We start from the raw sequence: 17566 nt of genomic DNA, 5'->3' as shown, positions 1-17566 counted from the left end.
TGATCGACAGAGGGGGAGCTGAGTCTCCGGGTGGATCAAGTGTCCACGGCTTGACGTCGGGGCGCGGGGTCGGAGAGTGTCGTCGGCGCGCTCGTTCATGGGTTGGGGGCGTGCGAGTTCAAGCAATCCTTACAAGGTGGGGAAGATGAAGAAGCATCTGGTCATGGCTCTGGTGCCGTTCCTGGCGCTGGGTTGCGGGGATGATCTCAAGGACGAGAACGGCGACGGCATCGCGGACGGCGTGAGGGAGCCGGACACGGTGACGGCTGTGACGCCGTCGACACCGAAGGGCACGGTGTCGGGCCAGGTGCTGAGCACGGATTTGAAGGCGCTCTCCGAGGCCTCCGTGGAGCTGACCATCGGCAGTTCGAAGGAGTCGCTGGCGACGACGACGGACGCCAAGGGCAACTTCACCTTCCCGAACGTCCCCGCGGGCTCCCAAGTGCTGCTGACGTTCACCAAGGCGGGCTTCGCCACGCTGCGCGCCACCGCGACGATTCCTTCGTCGGCGGGCAACGTCCCCATCAACAACGCGAACGTGAGCTTCGGTCCGGTCACGCTGACGCGGCTGGATGGCACGCTGCGCTTCGTGCTGGTCTCGCCCACGGGCCGTCCGGCGGCCGGCGTGAAGGCGACGCTCGAGGCATCTCCCGCGGGCACGGTCGTCCTGACGAACAGCGACCAGACCACGCGCGTGGTGAGCACGGTGGTGGTCGAGGGGACCTCGGATGAGCAGGGCGTCGTGACGTTCCAGGGCGTACCGACGGCCATGGAGCTTGCGCGCTTCACTGGCGCCCAGTACCGGCTGTGGGTGAGCGCGGTGGACGCGAACAACGACGGCATCCCGGAGAGCTTCGGGGCGTCGCCGACCTACGCGGCTACGACCATCCTCAGCCAGGGGACGACGCAAATCATCAAGTTGCCGTTCTCGCAGGGGAACTCGGACCCGCTGGCGATCGAGTCGTCCAACGTCAGCAGCATCCGGCTGGTGCCAAGCACGGATCCTCAGCGGAACCTCGTGAAGCCTGGCGAGCCCATTTATGTGTACTTCAACAAGCCGGTGCAGCCTGGGTCGTTGCTGGCACGCCTGACGGATGAGTACGGTAAGGAATCCCTGGCGGTCACGGCTACCCTCTCCAATGGCGGCTACAGTGCTACCATTGCACCAGCTGCTGGGGTGGTGCAGGAAGGCAAAGAATACAATCTGCAGATCAGCGCCGTTGCCGCCGAGAACGGGGCGGTCCTGACGAAGAGGGGGTTCTTCTTTGGTGGAGAGCAAAGTGCTCCCAAGCAGGTTTCCATCTCTGATGTTCGATTCCAGGATACTCAGCGCTCGGGGGTGGGCGTCAACGCACTCAATGCCAACGAGAAGGTGTATGTATCGTTCAGCAGCCCGCTGAAGGCTCCGTTGACGAATGCTTACGTTTTCTTGAACATCGACCTCAATAGTTCTGGAGGGAATCCGGGCGATTTCCCTGGGGAGGAAGGCAACGCGGTCGGCCTTCCATTGTTCGCAGAGGAGCCGACTGCTCCAATCCAGACGCGAACCCCAGCGGAGGTGGCGGTATTCCCAATTGACAGGTCGGGATACACCACGCGTTACTACTTCATCTACCCAGGCCCTGAGTTTGGCAATTTGTTTAACTTCCAGATGCGCGTTTCCTTCTCATCGCTTACTCCGCGCACCGATGAGCACTATCTGGGGATCTGGGGGCAGCCTGTTACGACTGATATGTCGTCGACGACCCTCGGTGTGATTCCGATGCCGGCGCTGTAGGTTGACTCAATTGGTCGGCTGAGCCGAAGTTGAAGTCGCGCCCCCGTGGAGTTTGTTCTCCATGGGGGCGTTTTCGTTGACATGTCATCCAGTGGATGATGGGCCGCCATGGCAACGACGAGGTTTTCCTGGTTCCACCCTGGTACTGTCGGTCAGCGAACAGTGGAGATAGGGGGAGGGGGGCTAGGTGGGGTGGGCGAGCAGGCGGGAACGTGCATAGATTCCTTGCCGCCGTTTCCCTACAGATGAGGCATCTGTTCCATGAAGCGCACGGCCACTTCGATTGTGGATGATTCAGAGCCGATGTCCGCGCCGATGGAGGCCGGTGGTGGGCGGAAGCGCGTCCTCGTCGTCGACGACTTCGATGATGCTCGGGAGATGTACGCGGAGTACTTGGAATTCGTTGGGTTCGAAGTGGACACTGCCCGAGATGGTGCAGAGGCTGTTGCCAAGGCCCAAGAAGGAGACCCGGATATCATCCTGATGGATTTGTCACTACCCATCATGGATGGATGGGAAGCGACTCGCCGCCTCAAGGAAGATACTCGCACGAGGAATATTCCGGTGATGGCTCTGACAGGACATGTGCTCGCTGGTAATGCGGAACATGCCAGAGAAGCGGGGGCAGATGATTTTGTTGCGAAGCCCTGCTTGCCCCAGGACTTGGAGAACCGGATCCGCAACATGCTCAAGCCAAGCAAGGGTTCCTCGAAGAAGTAGACCACCTCGCGGGATTCAATGGTTCTGCCGCAAGATGTAGAGCCAGGAGTCACGGTGGTTGGGGTCGAAGTCCAAGCAAGCGAGGACTGGGGACCCTTGGGAATCCAACACGAAGTTGTATTCACCGGTTTGGGAAACCCCAGTCTCGTGGGTATCACCCATGGCAGTCCAGTGGATACCATCCCACCGTCGAACATACGTGAATGTGGATTGAGGCATCATGCCTTGCTCACTCCATCCGACGACGGGTCTGCCTGTTGGGTCAATATGAATGATTGGATTATAAGGAAAGGCGGGTGACAGTTCGTCCTCATTCACTTTCAGAGGAGTGCCAAGGAGCTTCCAGTCAACGCCGTCCCACTCCTGGATGTACACCGCAGCGGTCCTCGTACTGCTCTCCCCGCCAAGCCAAGCAATGACGGGACTTCCGTCAGATCGAAGGACGATAGACGGCTGCTTGGCGATAACTGGAGTTGAAATGCGGGTGTTGGGGCTATCCCCCAATGTCTCCCAGCTCTCGTTGTTCCAGCGACGAACGTGTATTGAGTTGTCTTGCGTCCATGCGACGACGTGTTTTCCGGAGTCGTCGAGTCGCAGAACAGGAGTGAGAGCGTTGGTGCCAGGATGTGTGGTCAGTGGGGAGCCAAGGGCGACCCAATCGCTGGTTCCTCGTATGCGCACCTCGACAACGGCAGGAAAGCCTGCAGCCCATGCAATGCCAAGCTTTTTCTGCGAGGTCAGGCTGAGCGACAAATGAAAGTCGTGGGTTGCTGGACCCAAGGCGGGTTCAAGTGTGAGCCATCCAGAGGCGCTCCAGCGCTGGACGAGGATGTGTTGGGGGTATTGTCGTGTCCGCCCTGCGGCGAAAATGCTGCCATCCCCATGGCGCTGAATCGCCAACTTTTCAAGGGGCAGCCTTTCGCCGACGGGAGACCAACCTGTTCCCGTCCAGTGATTTACGGCACTCGTAATTCCATCGTCTTGAGCTGAAACGAGTGGATTGTCGGATTCATCGAGAGCCAGTCCGATTTGAAAGGGGGGACTGACCGACGAGGGGAATTGGTACTGTGAGACGAACAGCATTGACGGGTGTTTCCAGTTCCATGCTGCACTTGGAATCACCAAAGGGTTGCCGGCGAGGTCGGTGATGCTCGAGGCCAGTTCGACTGAAGGACTGCTAGGCACTTCCAGTCGTGGGGTCGGCACGATTGTCAGGATGCTCCCATCGGACGAGAGGGTCCGGCTGGTCTCTCTGGGCTGAGAGTCCACGAGCAGTCGAACGGATTCAGAGGTCAGTGTCTCCGCGGCGATGGGCTCGGAGAACGTCATCTCGATGCGCTGCGAGATGGCAACGTTCTTCGCCCCGGGTTCGGGGCTCCTCGTGACGACGACTGGCGGAGTCCTGTCCACGTTGACCACCCGTGATTCGGAGAGCACGACCTCGTCGCCACGGGTAGCCCGGGCCTGGACTGTATGAGGCCCTTCCGGAAGCTGGGTCGTATCCCATGTGTACTCATAGGGAGTGGGGAGTCCTTCTTCCTGCGCGACGCCATCGAGGACCAAGGTGACGTGGTCCACGGGGCCTTGGACGCGCGCGACGATCAACACCGGGCCTCGTGCATGGGCTGAGTCGAGTGGAGACTCGAGCCGGACCTTCAAGGGCTCTACGGGCCCTCCTGAATCGGGAACTCCTGCATCCGAGTTCGATTCTCCGTTGGGAGAGCCCGAATCACTACCGCCGGCAATGGGTCCACTCGCGTCTGGGGCGCCAGGGTCGACCTGCTCGATGTCCGGAATCGAAAGGCACCCCGATACGAGCGCGACCAGGATCAGGGGAGAGAGACGAAGGTTCATGGTTGGTGCGGGCGATTGCAGAGAGTGTTCCTGGGCCGTGCCAGCGCCCGCCTGAGGGCATTGGCCGGGGCAGGGGGCACTGTGATGCATCAACGGCGGGAACGGAAATGCTTGAAATCGCAGGGTGAATCCGCACTGGCATCGTGATGCACTGATGCTTCTCTGGAGGAGCACTTCGTCCTGATTGGAATCCAGCCTCCAGGACACCCATCCAGTTCGTGGGCAGGGCAGAGTAGGTCCACCCCCACCATCTGCCCGGCACCCGACACTTCCGCCACTGTCTCGCGGCATGACGGTCGATTCCGTCGCGGGGGTGGGTTGCCGACCCTGGGCACCGTGCATACGCCCTGGGAGTGGGAACCCCAGCCACCTCCCGGCCGTCGGGCGCGTGGACTCCGCCACCGGAGTTCGACGAGTACCGCATCGTGCGGCCCATCGGTCGTGGGCGGACGGGGCACGTCTATCTGGCGCACGACACGCTGCTGGAGCGGCCCGTCGCGGTGAAGTTCATCCCCGCGCTGGGGCCCAACGCCCTGGCGCGCTTCCTCGTGGAGGCCCGCGCCGCGGCGCGCATCCAGCACCCCAACGTCGTCACCCTCTACCGGGTGGGACAGCTCGAGGAGCAGCCCTACCTCATCTCCGAGTTCATCCGGGGCGTGAGCCTGGACAGGCTCCCTCGCCCGCAGCCGTGGGAGCGGGTGCACACGCTCGGGCGGGACCTGGCGCGAGGACTGAGCGCCGCCCATCGCCGGGGCGTCCTCCACCGCGACATCAAACCCGGCAACGCCGTGCTCACCGAGTCCGGCGCCGTGAAGCTGCTCGACTTCGGCCTCGCCAAGCTGCTCGACCACGCCGTCAGCGCCGACGACGCACCCGCCGTCCACCCTGCCACTCCGCCTCCACTCCTCGCGGACGTGGACGCGGAGTCCAACCCGCACTTCTCCGCGCGCTCGCTGGACGGCGTCTTCCTTCCCTCCCTCCCGCACGGCGCCCTCGTGGGCACGCCCTATTACATGTCGCCGGAGGCCTGGGCCGGCGAGGAGCTGACGGCGCGCAGCGACATCTACTCGCTCGGCGTCGTGCTCTATGAACTGTGCGTGGGGCGCGGGCCCTTCCGCGACGTCGTCTGGCGCGAGCTGCCGCAGGTCGTGCGCACGCAGGACGCGCTGCCGGTGTCCCACCTGTCGCCCCACGTGGACGCGGCCTTCGCCGGCATCATCGACCGGTGCCTGCGTCGCGACCCCGCCGAGCGCTTCGCCTCCGCCGCGCAGTTGCTCGACGCCCTCGACGCCCTCGCGTCGCGCGACGACTCCCCGGCGCACGTGCCGGAGGGCAATCCCTACCGCGGCCTGCGCGCCTTCGAGGCCGAGCACCGGGCCCTCTTCTTCGGCCGAGGGCGGGAGCGGCGCGCGGTGCTGGAGCGGCTGCGCGCCGAGTCCTTCCTGCTCATCACCGGGGACTCGGGCGTGGGCAAGTCCTCGCTGTGCCTCGCCGGCATCCTGCCCGCGGTCTCCGAGGGCGCGCTCGAGGACGCGCGGCGCTGGCACACCGTGCGCTGGGTGCCCGGACGCAGGCCCGTCACCGCGCTCGCCGCCGCGTTGGCCTCGCACCTGTCCACCGAGGAGGAGGCCCTCGCCGCCGACTTGCGCGCGGAGCCCGGCGCGCTCTCTCGCCGCCTGCGCTCCCGTCTGGGCGCACGCGAGGGCCTGCTCGTCTACGTCGACCAGCTCGAGGAGCTCGCGACCCTCTCCGAGCCCGCCGAGGCGGCCGTGGTGGGCCACGCGCTGGGAGGGCTCGCGGAGGGCGTCAGCGGAGTCCGCCTGCTCGCCTCCAGCCGCAGCGACTTCCTGACACGCCTCACCACCCTCCAGGGGCTGGGGGCGGAGGTCCCTCGCGCGCTGTACCTGCTGCGCGCGCTCTCCGCGGACGAGACGCGCGAGGCCATCGTCGGTCCGGCCCGGGTGAAGGGCGTGGGCTTCGAGTCGGACGCGCTCGTGGACGCGCTCGTCGAGTCCACCGCCACGGCGGAGGGGGGCCTCCCGCTGCTCCAGTTCGCGCTCGCGGAGCTGTGGGACGCGCGGGACGGCGACGCGCGGGTCATCACCCAGGCGTCGCTCGACTCACTGGGCGGCGTGGCGGGCGCGCTGGCGAAGCACGCGGACGCGGCGGTGGCGCGTCTCCTGCCCGACCAGCGCGTGGCGGCGCGCGGCGTGTTGCTGCGCCTGGTCACCGCCGATGGCACGCGCGCGCGCAAGACGGACCGCGAGCTGGCGGGGGATGACCCGAGGTACCGCGCGGCGCTGGAGGCGCTCGTCCGGGCGCGGCTGCTGGTGGCGCGCGAGGCGCGCGAGGGCACGTCCTACGAACTGGCGCACGAAGCGCTCCTCACCGGCTGGGGTTCGCTCGCGCGCTGGTTGACGGAGGCCGCGGAGCGCCGCGAGGTCCAGGCCCTGTTGGAGTCCGCCGCCGCGCACTGGGAGAAGCTCGGCCACTCGCGGGAGCTCCTGTGGGGGCCCCGGCAGCTCGCCGAGGCGGCGGTGCTGGACACGGGAGAGCTGACGCGCCGTGAGCAGGACTTCCTGAGGGCCTCGCGTCGAACGCTGGTCCGCAGTCGGGGCATGCGCCACGCGCTGTGGGGTGGCTTCGTGCTCTCCCTCGCGTTGGTGTACGGGCTCCTCGAGCTGCGCGAGCGCTGGAGCCTGGAGCGACAGGTGCGGGCCGAACTGGACGAGGCGCGCGACGAGCTGGGCGGAGTGCTGGAGACGCGGGACCTGCTGCGCTCCGAGCGCGCGGAGGCCTTCCGTCTCTACGGCAGCGGCCAGAAGCCCGACGCCGACAAGCTGTGGCTCAAGAGCACCGCCCGGGCCGCGCACGTGCGCCACCGCTTCGACGGGGTCTCGGGGCGGCTGGAGCGGGTGCTCGCCCTCGCGCCGGAGCGCCAGGACGTGCGTGACGCGCTGGCGGACTTCCTCTACGAGCGCGCGCTCTGGGCCGAGCAGGACGGAGAGAGCGCGGCGCTCCCCGCGCTGCTCCAACGCCTGCGCCTGTACGACACGGCCGGCGTGCGCTGGCAGCGCTGGAGCGCGCCCACGCGCCTGACGCTCGATGTCCCTGGCCAGGACGTCGAGGTGGAGCTGCGTCCGGTGACGCGCGACGCACAAGGCGACGAGCAGCTGGGCGAGCCGCTGCCCCTGGGCCCCGAGCCGTGGGCGGACGTCCCCGTGCCGCCGGGCCCCTACCGCCTCACCCTCCGCGCGCCGCGACACGAGGTCGTCACGCAGCCGCTCCTGCTGCGGCGGGGAGAGTCGCGGAGGATTGGCGTGCGCCTGCCCCAGGAGGGCGCGGTGCCCACGGGGTACGTGTTCGTGCCGCCGGGAGAGGTGCGCTTCGGCAGCGCGGCGGACGCCAGCGTGCGCGAGTTCTTCAACGCGGTGCCGCAGCACGCGGTGCAGGTGTCGGCCTTCCTCATCGCCCGCCACGAGGTGACGTACGCGGACTGGCTGGCCTTCCTGGAGGACCTGCCGCCCGAGCGTCGTGCTCGCCGCCAGCCGCGCGTGGGCACGGGGGGCTATGCGGGGGTGCTCGCGCTGGAGCAGGTGGACGGCGCCTGGCGGCTGCGCTTCCAACCCGGCAACGTGCTGTACGAGGCGCGCGCGGGGCAACCGCTGCGCTATGCGGGCCGCGCGCGCCGGGCGACGCAGGACTGGCTGCGCTTCCCCGTCAGCGGCATCTCCTTCACGGACGCGGAGGCGTACGTGGCGTGGCTGTCCGCGACGGAGCGCGTGCCGGGAGCGAGGCTGTGCTCGGAGCTGGAGTGGGAGCGCGCCGCGCGTGGCGTCGACGGCCGTGAGTTCCCACACGGGGACCGCCTGGCGCCGGATGACGCGAACATCGACGCCACGTATGGGAAGCAGCCCGCGGGCTTCGGCCCGGACGAGGTGGGCAGCCACCCCGCGTCGCGCAGTCCCTTCGGCGTGGACGACATGGCGGGCAACGTCTGGGAATGGACGCGCTCCTGGTTGGAGCCGGGTCGGGCCGTGGCGCGAGGGGGGAGCTTCGCGTTCGCGGCGACCTCGGCGCGGGCCACCAACCGCGAGTTGCCGGAGTCCTCGCTGCGGGACGTGACGATGGGTCTGCGTGTGTGCGCGGACCCGCCGTCGGCGGGGCACTGACGCCGCGCACGCACCCGCGAGCGGAGTGTGCTCCACGCGATATCGGACGATGGAAGCCCCCGTCTCATGGACCTCGCCTGCCTGCCACCCCCTCACGGGCGATGCGGGTGTCGGGTGTCGGTCACTTCGTCTTGCGGGTGCGCGCTTCGCTGCCAACCCTCCAGTCACGGGATGGGCGTGGGACGGGAGGACGGAGGCAATGGTGGCGAGGCGGATGGTGGGCGCGTGGGTGCTGGTCCTCGGGTTGACGGGGTGCTCGGTGTCGGCGGTGGACACGGAGGCGTCCGAGCTGGGGCAGCGGCTGTCGGAGCTGTCGGCGCCGAACGGGCGCAACCTGAATGGCCGCAACCTCAACGGGCGCAACCTCAACGGCGGCGAGCTGGGGCAGATGCTCGTCTCGGTGCGCTTCGCGGGGGCACGCCGGTCCGCGGCGGAGTCCAGCGCGCTGACGCGCACGTGGCTGGAGGGCAGCGTCCTCCAGGGTGAGACCCCCGACGGGCGGGTGTCGGGGACGGACTTCGTCGGCGCACGCTTCACCGGGAACCTGGGCAGCGGTGACACCGTCGAGCTGCGCGTGGACGACGTCCAGCCGGGCACCGACGCGAGCGCGGGGGTCTGGGTCTACCGCGTCTCGTACTTCTCCCCGGAGGACGATCAATGGAAGCCCGCGTGCCCGGCGGAGGATGGCTCCGGGCTGGGGGCCATCCCCGTTGCGGGGGCCTGGGATTACCGACAGGGTGTGCCGGGCGGTGGGGGCAGGATTCGGGACGCGAGCGTCTTCACGTTCGCATGCGAGGGCGCGGCCATCGCCAAGTGCATCCGCTTCGGGTACCAGCCCTGGGCTCGGACTCCGCTGGGACTCCCGATGGAGGACCTGCACCAGGCCTGCACGCGCATGGTGCGCGCGGACTTCTGCGGGGACGGCACCTCGTACACGCAGGACGGCAACTGGGTGAACCTCTACGACGTGGCCGGCGTGCAGGAGGACACGGAGACGTGGAGTGTCGAAGCCGAGTGGGACGCCGACGGTGCCCGCTGCTTCGCTCCCGAGACGCGCGCGGGGAGTACGCCGGTGGCGTGTGGCTCGCGCCTGCCGCTGCTGGGCTGTGGCCTGCGCACGAACTTCCTGCTCGGCACGCTGCTGATGAGCGAGGTTCCGCCCGAACCGCCCGGCGCGCCGTGAGCATCCGGACGGGCGGGCGGACCCGTGCCCGCCCGGGTCGGACGGCCTGGAGCCGAGCGTGCGGACGGTCGCCGTCCTCCGGCGGACCGAGCGCGACCGGATGGCTTCCGGAGGCAAGAGACCGACACCACGTTTGGCCCGCCCGCCAGGGCCAGGGGAGGGACTGGCGGAGGACGGAGGGCGCGGTGAGTCGAGCCCAGGGAACGAGGAGGCCGGTCGTCAGCGCGGCGTGGGGGATGTTGCTGGCCGCGGCGTGTGTCGCCGGGGTGGGCTGCAAGAAGGACGCGCCGCCAGCGCCCACCGAGGAGCCCGTCACGACGCTGGGCGCGGAGAACGTGGCCCGGGTGCGACCGCATGAGCTGCGCTCGGGGCCGGGCATCTCCGGAACGCTTCAGGCGCGCACGGCGGGCGCGGTGCGGGCGCAGGTGGGGGGCACCGTGCTCGCCATCCAGGCCCAACAGGGACAGGTGGTGCGGCAGGGCGAGGAGCTGGCGCGCATCGACGACGCCACGCTCGAGGACCAGCTCATCGCTGCGCGCACGGCCGTGGGGACGGCGCGCAATGCCTTGCAGGTGGCCGTGGCCGAGGAGGAGCGCAGCGCGAAGTTGTCGCGCGCGGGGGTCATCACGCCTCGCGACCACGAGCGCGCGCAGCTCGGGGTGACGCAGGCGAAGGGGCAGTTGGCGGAGGCCCGCTCGCGGCTGGCGCTGGCGCAGGAGCAGCTCGGACGCACGCGGGTCGTCGCGCCCTTCGCGGGCGTGGTGAGCGAGCGCCAGGCGAGCGCGGGCGACGTGGTGCAGCCCGGCTCGCCCATGTTCACGGTGGTGGACCCGCGCACGCTGCGCCTGGAGGCCTCGGTGCCGGCCGCGCGGCTGGAGCAGGTGAAGGTGGACACGCCGGTGGAGTTCCAGGTCACCGGCTACGGGGCCCGCTCCTTCGTCGGCAAGGTCGAGCGCATCAACCCCGTGGTGGACCCGAACACCGGGCAGGTGCGCATCTACGTCGCCATCCCGAACACGGACCTCCAGTTGCTCGCGGGCCTCTTCGCGGAGGGGCGCGTGGCCTCGCGGACGCAACGCGCGCTCGCGGTGCCCCAGGACGCCGTCGACGACACGGGCGAGAACCCCTCCGTGCTGCGCGTGAAGGACGAGAAGGTCCAGCGCGTCCCCGTCACGCTCGGCATGCGCGACGAGGTGGAGCGCCTCGTGGAGGTCCGCTCGGGACTGGGGGCGGGGGACCTCGTGTTGCTCGGCGCCGCGCGGGACGAGGTGAGCGAGGGCACGCGCGTGCGGATCGACACCTCGCGCCGGGGGGAGCCCGCGCGCGAGGACGAAGGTCCCGGCGTCGGAGGCTCCGAGGCCCCCACGCGTCCACGAGACGCCCCGTCGCCGTCGCGAGCGCCGACCCGGTCCGAGGTGCCCGTGGGCTCGGAGGGGGCGTCCGGTCGGCAGGGGGCGCGACCCGTGGAGTCCGCTCCCACGCAGTCCCCGCAAGGCACGACGCGGGAGGGCTCCGCGCCCGCGCCCTGAGTCGGTCCTGGTTCCCTCGCCTTCCTCGTCGGGAGTCGCCCCGTGTTCATCTCCGACTTCGCCATCAAGCGTCCCATCGTCACCATCACCGCGATGGTGGCGCTGGTCACCTTCGGCATCGTCGCGTTGTGGCAGTTGGAGACGGACGAGTTCCCGGACGTCCAGCCGCCGGTCATCAACGTGACCATCGCGTATCCCGGGGCCTCGCCCGACACGGTGGAGCGCGAGCTGCTGGAGCCCATCGAGGACGCCATCTTCGCCATCAGCGGCGTGGACCCGAAGGAGACGACCTCCACCGCGACGGATGGCCTGGCCACCTTCACGGTGTTCTTCGACTTCGAGAAGGACATCCAGGAGGCGTCGCAGGACATCCGGGACGCCATCTCCAGCAAGCGCGCGGACCTGCCGCAGGAGATGGAGGAGCCGGTCCTCACCCGCTTCGACCCGGCGGACGAGCCCATCGTCTCGTTGACGCTGACCTCGGACCAGCTCGACGTGGCGGGGCTGTCACGCGTGGCGGACCCGATGGTGGTGGGCGAGCTGCGCTCGGTGCCCGGCGTGGCGCAGGCGGAGGTCGTGGGCGACGTGGCGCGCGAGATGACGGTCCGCATCAAGCCGGAGGCGCTCCAGGCCGCGCGCATCTCCCTGGCGGAGGTGGTGGCGGCGCTCCAGGCGCAGAACCTGGCCGCGCCGGTGGGACGCATCAACGCCCCGCTGGAGGAGGAGTCCATCCGTCTGCGCGGGCGCCTGGAGTCGCCCGAGCAGTTCCGGGACATGGCCGTCACCACGCGGGATGGGCAGGTGGTGCGGTTGGGGCAGCTCGCGGACGTGTTCGTGGGTTCGGAGGAGCCGCGCACGTTGGCGCTCTATGACGGCGCGCAGGCGGTGGGCATCGACGTGCTCAAGTCCAAGGGCTACAGCACCACCGAGGTGGCGGGCGCGGTGCGCGAGCGGGTGGAGGCGCTCCAGCAGAAGCTCCCGGCGGGGGTGAAGCTGGCCATCGTCCGCGACGCGGGCGTCCGCGTGGAGAGCGCGGTGGAGAACGTGCAGTCGGCGCTGGTGGAGGGCGCGCTGCTCACGGTGCTGGTGGTGTTCATCTTCCTCAACTCGTGGCGCTCGACGGTCATCACGGGCCTGGCGCTGCCGGTGAGCGTGCTGGCGGCGTTCATCAGCGTCTGGGCGTTCGGCTTCACGCTCAACACCATGTCGCTGCTGGGCCTGACGCTGGCCATCGGCATCCTCATCGACGACGCCATCGTGGTGCGCGAGAACATCGTCCGCCACGTCGAGATGGGGAAGGACCACTACACCGCGTCCAAGGAGGGCACGTCGGAGATTGGCCTCGCGGTGTCGGCGACGACGTTCTCCATCGTCGCGGTGTTCGTGCCCGTGGCCTTCATGTACGGCGTGGCGGGACAGTGGTTCAAGCCCTTCGCCCTGACGATTGCGTGCGCGGTGCTGGTGTCGCTGTTCGTCTCCTTCTCGCTGGACCCGATGCTGAGCGCCTACTGGGCGGACCCGCAGGTGGAGCAGGGGGCGCGCAAGGGCTTCATCTCGCGGGTGCTGTCGCGCTTCAACGCGTGGTTCGACCGGCAGGCGGACCGCTACAAGCGCGTCATCGCCTGGGCGCTGGACCACCGGTTGGCGATGGTGCTCGTCGCGGCGGGCTCGCTCGTGGGGGCCCTCGTGCTCCAGGGCACGGTGGGGGGCGCGGGCTTCGTGCCGGTGAGCGACCGCTCGGAGGTGGAGCTGCTGGTGGAGACGCCGCCGGGCTCGAACCTGGAGTACACGCGGCGCAAGGTGGACGAGGTGACGCGCATCACCCAGGCGCACCCGGAGGTGGCGTACACCTATGCCACCATCGGCGTGCCGTTGCCGCTCAGCGCGCCGGGCGTGGACCAGGCCCTGGTGTACGTGCGCCTGAAGCCGAAGTCGGAGCGCGAGGTGAGCCAGGACGCGCTGGGCAGCGTCCTGCGGGGGGAGCTGTCGAAGGTCGGCGGCGTGAAGGTGTCCGTCTTCACGTCGGGCTTCGGTGGCGCGGTCAAGCAGATCCAACTCGAGCTGCGGGGGCCGGACCAGAAGAAGCTCACCCAGCTCGCGGAGCAGGTGCGCAAGGAGGTGGCGCAGGTGCCCGGGGCGGTGGACGTGGGGCTCTCCACGCGGGGGCAGCGGCCGGAGCTGGAGGTGGACCTGAACCGCGGGCTCGCGGGACAGCTCGGGGTGACGGTGGGGAAGGTGGCGCAGGTGCTGCGCCCGGCGTTCGCGGGGCTCGACGTGGGTGACTGGGTGGACCCGATTGGGGAGACGCGGGACGTCATGGTGCGGCTGGCGCCCGAGGCGCGGGACAACCCGGACGACCTGGCGCGCATCCCCATCGGCGTGGGGGTGACGCCGTCGGGCGCGCCGTCGCTCATCCCGCTGGGGCAGGTGGCGGACATCCGTCAGACGCTCGGGCCGGCGCAAATCACCCACCTCGACCGCGAGCGTGTCATCAACGTGCAGGCGAACGTGCAGGGGCGCTCGCTGACGGAGGTGATGCGGGACATCCAGAAGCAGGTGGAGGGCGTGCGGTTGCCGGCGGGCTACACGCTGACGACGGGCGGCGAGTCCGCGGACCAGCAGGAGGTGTTCTCCCGCGTGTTCATCGCGCTGGGGGTGGCGGTGATGTTGATGTACCTCATCCTCGTCATCCAGTTCGGTTCGTTCATCGACCCGCTGGCCATCCTCATCTCGCTGCCGCTGTCGCTCATCGGCGTGGTGCTCGCGCTGCTCCTCACCGGCGACACGCTCAACATCATGAGCCTCATCGGCGTCATCCTGCTGATGGGCATCGTCGCGAAGAACGCCATCCTGCTCATCGACTTCGCGAAGTGGTCCCACGAGAAGGGCCTGCCCTTGCGAGAGGCGCTCATCGAGGCGGGGCGCATCCGTCTGCGGCCCATCATCATGACGACGTTCGCGCTGGTGGCGGGCATGGTGCCGGTGGCGATTGGCGCGGGGGAGGGCGGAGACTTCCGGGCGCCGCTCGGTCGCGCGGTGATTGGCGGCACGGTGACGTCCACGCTGCTGACGCTGCTGGTGATTCCGACGGTGTACGAAATCCTGGTGGACTTCCGGACGTGGATGGGACGCAAGTTGCGCAAGGTGTTCCCCGCCAGGGGACCGGACTCGCATCCGCGGCCTCCCCACGGTGGCGGCGAGCCGCGCCCGGTGCCCCAGGCGCCGCGCGAGTGACGCGCGCGCCCCGACGCGTGCAGGTCCACCCGCTCGGTTCGTGAACGCTCGCCCGGGCGACGGGTGCGACCTGGGAACCGATGGTGAACGTCCGCCCGAGAGGAGGGTTGGCGTGTCGCGCGGACGCACCTAGGGTCGTGCACACCCATCATGTCCAGCGCCGCGTTGCCCGAAAACCACCGTCGACTCGTCACCCAGGCCCTGGCCGCGCTCGATGTCCGAAACCTGGTGTTGAGCATCCACGACCCGTCCTTCCCCAACCTCCCCCGCGAGGACCTGGGCCGCGGCTCGCCGTACTCGGAGGGCGCGGCGTGCTTCCTGGAGGTCGCCCACGCCCTGGGGTTCACGGGCATCCAACTGGGACCCCAGGGGCAGACGACCGAGGCGAACGCGTCGCCATATGACGGCACGCTCTTCTCCCGGAACATCCTCAACGTGGCGCTCGCGCCGCTGGAGACGGACCCGGCCTGGGGTGGGCTGCTGCCCCCCGGTCGCGTGGCCGTGCTCGCAAAGACGCGCTCGCGCTCCTCGAGTCCGGGCGAGCGCTACCGGCAGGCCTTCCGTACGCAGCTCGCGGCGCTCGACGAAGCCTGGGAGGCCTTCCAGTGGCGCCGCGCCAGCGCGGAGGCTTCCCCCGCGATACGCACGCTCGCCTCTCGCTTCGCCACCTTCCGCCAGCGCCACCGCGCGTGGCTCCTGCGCGATGCCCTCTTCGATGTCTTGTGCGAGGAGAAGCAGGTCCCGGACTGGCGCCCCTGGGCGGACTCGTTGGACGGGCGGCTGTGGAGCCCTCGGCCCGGCGAGGAGTCCGCCGCGGCGGCGCGCGTGGCGGAGCTGGAGTCCCGCTCCGCCTTCGCCATCGAGCGCTATGCCTTCTTCCAGTTCCTGGTCCACGCGCAGCACGAGGTCCTGCGCGAGCGCACCGCGTCGCTGAAGCTCAAGCTCTACGGCGACCTCCAGATTGGCTTCTCCCCACGCGATGCGTGGGCGTGGCAGGGGCTGTTCCTCCGCACGTACCTGATGGGCGCGCCGCCCAGCCGCACGAACCCGGAGGGCCAGCCGTGGAACTACCCGGTGCTGGACCCCGAGCAGTTCTTCGAGGAGGACGGCGCGGGTCCCTCGATGGGCTTCCGCGCCGGGCCCGTGCTGCGCTTCATGGACGCGCGCATGGACAAGATGCTGGCGGAGTACGACGGGCTCCGGCTGGACCATCCCCACGGGCTGGTGTGTCCGTGGGTGTATCGCGCGAACCAGCTCGACCCGCTCCGCGCCGTGCAGCACGGGGCCCGGCTCTTCTCGTCACCGGACCTGTCGGACCACCCGGAGCTGGCGCGCCATGCCCTGGTGTCTCCGGCGCAGCTCGACCGCGCGGTGCCCCGGTACGCGGATGGCGAGGTGACGTCCCTCACCGACGAGCAGGTGCGCCGCTACAGCGTCCTCTTCGACACGGTGGTGGCGGCGTCCCGTCGCAATGGCCGCGACCTGGGGGACCTGCTGTGCGAGGTGTTGAGCACGCTGCCCTATCCGCTGTCCCGGGTGATGGCGCGCTACGGGCTGGGGCGCTTCCGCGTGACGCAGAAGGCGGACCTGCGCAACCCGGCGGACGTGTACCGCAGCGAGAACGTGGCCGCCGAGGACTGGATGATGGTGGGCAACCACGACACCCAATCGCTGTGGCGCCTCGTCGGCGACTGGCAGTGGCGGGGCACGCTGCGGGCCCAGGCGGACTACCTCGCGACGCGCCTGTGTCCCGAGGTCGAGCAGCGCGAGGCCTTCGCCCGGACGCTCGCGTCGGACCCGGGGCGACTGGCCCAGGCGAAGCTCGCGGACCTGTTCGCCAGCCGCGCTCGCAACGTCATGGTGTTCTTCCCGGACCTCCTGGGGATGACGGAGACGTACAACGAGCCCGGCACCGTGGACGAGCGCAACTGGTCGCTGCGGGTGCCCTCGGCCTGGATGACGGAGTACCGGGAGCGGCTGCGCGTCGACGCGGCGATGAACCTGCCCGGCGTGCTCGCGCTGGCGCTGCGCGCGGGCGGCGCGCCGGCGCGGGAGAAGCACCGCGAGCTGCTCGCGGGACTCGACCGGCTCGCGGACACGTTGCGCGGAGGCTGAGGCTCCGCGCGAGGCGGCTCGCGCAGGGGCAGCGCCGTCGCGTGGGCACGGCCTCGCCCCCTCTACGGGCGAGCGCGACCGCGCCCAGGCCTCAGCGTTGGACGTCCACCACGAGCCGGCTGGGCTCGCGCAGCTCCATCACGCGGTACTTGTGGGGCGCCGTGGTCCCGAGCACCCACGTCACCTCGCCCTCGAAGTCGCACGTGCGCTCCAGCTCCTGGAGCACGGGCAGCGCGGGCTTCAGCTCCCGCGTGGCGACGGTGGGCTGGCCCGCGTCGGTGTGGGCCTTCGCCGGGGTGAAGGACACCTGGAGCTGGGCCTTGCCTGCCACCGCCACCGGGTTGCCCGAACCACACTGGGTGGCCTCCTTCACGTACTCCAACTGGTAGCCCGGGAGCTGCGTCCCCTCGAACTCGAACACCACGCGGTCGAACTCCGCGTGCTCACCCGCGCGCACCGAGCGCAGCGTGGCCTGGGCCGCGCCCATGCGCTTCAACCGCACCTTGCCGGACGTCCACTCCCGGTTGCGCGGGTCCTCCGCGACGGTGCCTCCCCCGGCGGCGGGAGGTGTCGGAGGAGCGGGGGCCTCCAGCGTGTCCTCGACCGACGGCGGTGTCTCCTCCTCGTCCACGGGCTTCGCGGCGGCGACGGGGACGGTGGAGCCCGGAGGCACCACGACGTGGACGGGCGGCTTCGCGGCGGCCTCGCCCTCGCGGGGCAGGGCGCCCTCGGGCGGGTGGGACGGCAGGTCGGGCAGGTCGTCGGACTGCGGCAGGTCCGCCGCGGGCTGCGCGGGGGGCTCCTCCTTCTTCGAGCAGCCCGTGCCTCCCAGCAGGCATCCGGCGAGCCACAGCGACGACACCCAACGTCCGGCGCGCTCCATCGTCCCTCCCTCGCGAGGCGCATCGAATCGGCGCCGTGGGGGACTCCCTCTCATGCCCGCGCCTGGCGTGCCAGCCTCCCCGAGGGAAAACGAGGCGGG

General features: G+C 69.6%; 9 protein-coding genes. 7 read left to right on the top strand and 2 right to left on the bottom strand.

Going from position 1 to position 17566, the window contains the following annotated elements:
• The first annotated feature begins 145 nt into the window (after positions 1–145).
• The gene (locus tag LZ198_RS05285) at positions 146–1777 is read left to right on the top strand and encodes a carboxypeptidase-like regulatory domain-containing protein (RefSeq protein WP_253970777.1); all 1632 of its coding nucleotides are present in this window, start codon (positions 146–148) and stop codon (positions 1775–1777) included.
• Positions 1778–2038: 261 nt separating this feature from the next.
• The gene (locus tag LZ198_RS05280) at positions 2039–2497 is read left to right on the top strand and encodes a response regulator (RefSeq protein ID WP_253970776.1); all 459 of its coding nucleotides are present in this window, start codon (positions 2039–2041) and stop codon (positions 2495–2497) included.
• 15 nt (positions 2498–2512) lie between these two features.
• On the opposite strand, the gene LZ198_RS05275 is transcribed toward LZ198_RS05280, so the two are convergent.
• Complete coding sequence (locus tag LZ198_RS05275; protein WP_256559283.1) at positions 2513–4351, bottom strand: Ig-like domain-containing protein; 1839 nt, start codon at positions 4349–4351, stop codon at positions 2513–2515.
• Positions 4352–4704: 353 nt separating this feature from the next.
• On the opposite strand from LZ198_RS05275, the gene LZ198_RS05270 reads away from it, so the two are divergent.
• From LZ198_RS05270 to LZ198_RS05250, 5 genes are all read left to right on the top strand, one after another.
• The gene (locus tag LZ198_RS05270; RefSeq protein WP_253970774.1) at positions 4705–8523 is read left to right on the top strand and encodes an nSTAND1 domain-containing NTPase; all 3819 of its coding nucleotides are present in this window, start codon (positions 4705–4707) and stop codon (positions 8521–8523) included.
• A gap of 199 nt (positions 8524–8722) precedes the next feature.
• Positions 8723–9706 (top strand): ADYC domain-containing protein, encoded by a 984-nt coding sequence (locus LZ198_RS05265; protein WP_253970773.1) that lies wholly within the window; start codon positions 8723–8725, stop codon positions 9704–9706.
• Positions 9707–9891: 185 nt separating this feature from the next.
• Complete coding sequence (locus LZ198_RS05260; RefSeq protein WP_253970772.1) at positions 9892–11235, top strand: efflux RND transporter periplasmic adaptor subunit; 1344 nt, start codon at positions 9892–9894, stop codon at positions 11233–11235.
• Between the two features lie 42 nt (positions 11236–11277).
• Positions 11278–14469 carry an efflux RND transporter permease subunit gene (locus LZ198_RS05255; RefSeq protein WP_253970771.1) on the top strand — a complete coding sequence of 1064 codons (3192 nt, stop codon included), beginning with the start codon at positions 11278–11280 and terminating at the stop codon, positions 14467–14469.
• A 150-nt stretch (positions 14470–14619) separates the two neighbouring features.
• The gene (locus LZ198_RS05250; RefSeq protein WP_253970770.1) at positions 14620–16584 is read left to right on the top strand and encodes a 4-alpha-glucanotransferase; all 1965 of its coding nucleotides are present in this window, start codon (positions 14620–14622) and stop codon (positions 16582–16584) included.
• A gap of 91 nt (positions 16585–16675) precedes the next feature.
• Here LZ198_RS05250 and LZ198_RS05245 read toward each other — a convergent pair whose 3' ends face one another.
• Complete coding sequence (locus tag LZ198_RS05245) at positions 16676–17467, bottom strand: AMIN-like domain-containing (lipo)protein (protein WP_253970769.1); 792 nt, start codon at positions 17465–17467, stop codon at positions 16676–16678.
• Positions 17468–17566: the final 99 nt, after the last annotated feature.

The organism is Myxococcus dinghuensis (genome assembly GCF_024198235.1).
GTDB classification, from domain to species: domain Bacteria; phylum Myxococcota; class Myxococcia; order Myxococcales; family Myxococcaceae; genus Myxococcus; species Myxococcus dinghuensis.
The sequence above is the reverse complement of the archived record's forward strand: the minus strand, read 5'-3'. Positions and strand labels throughout refer to the sequence as shown.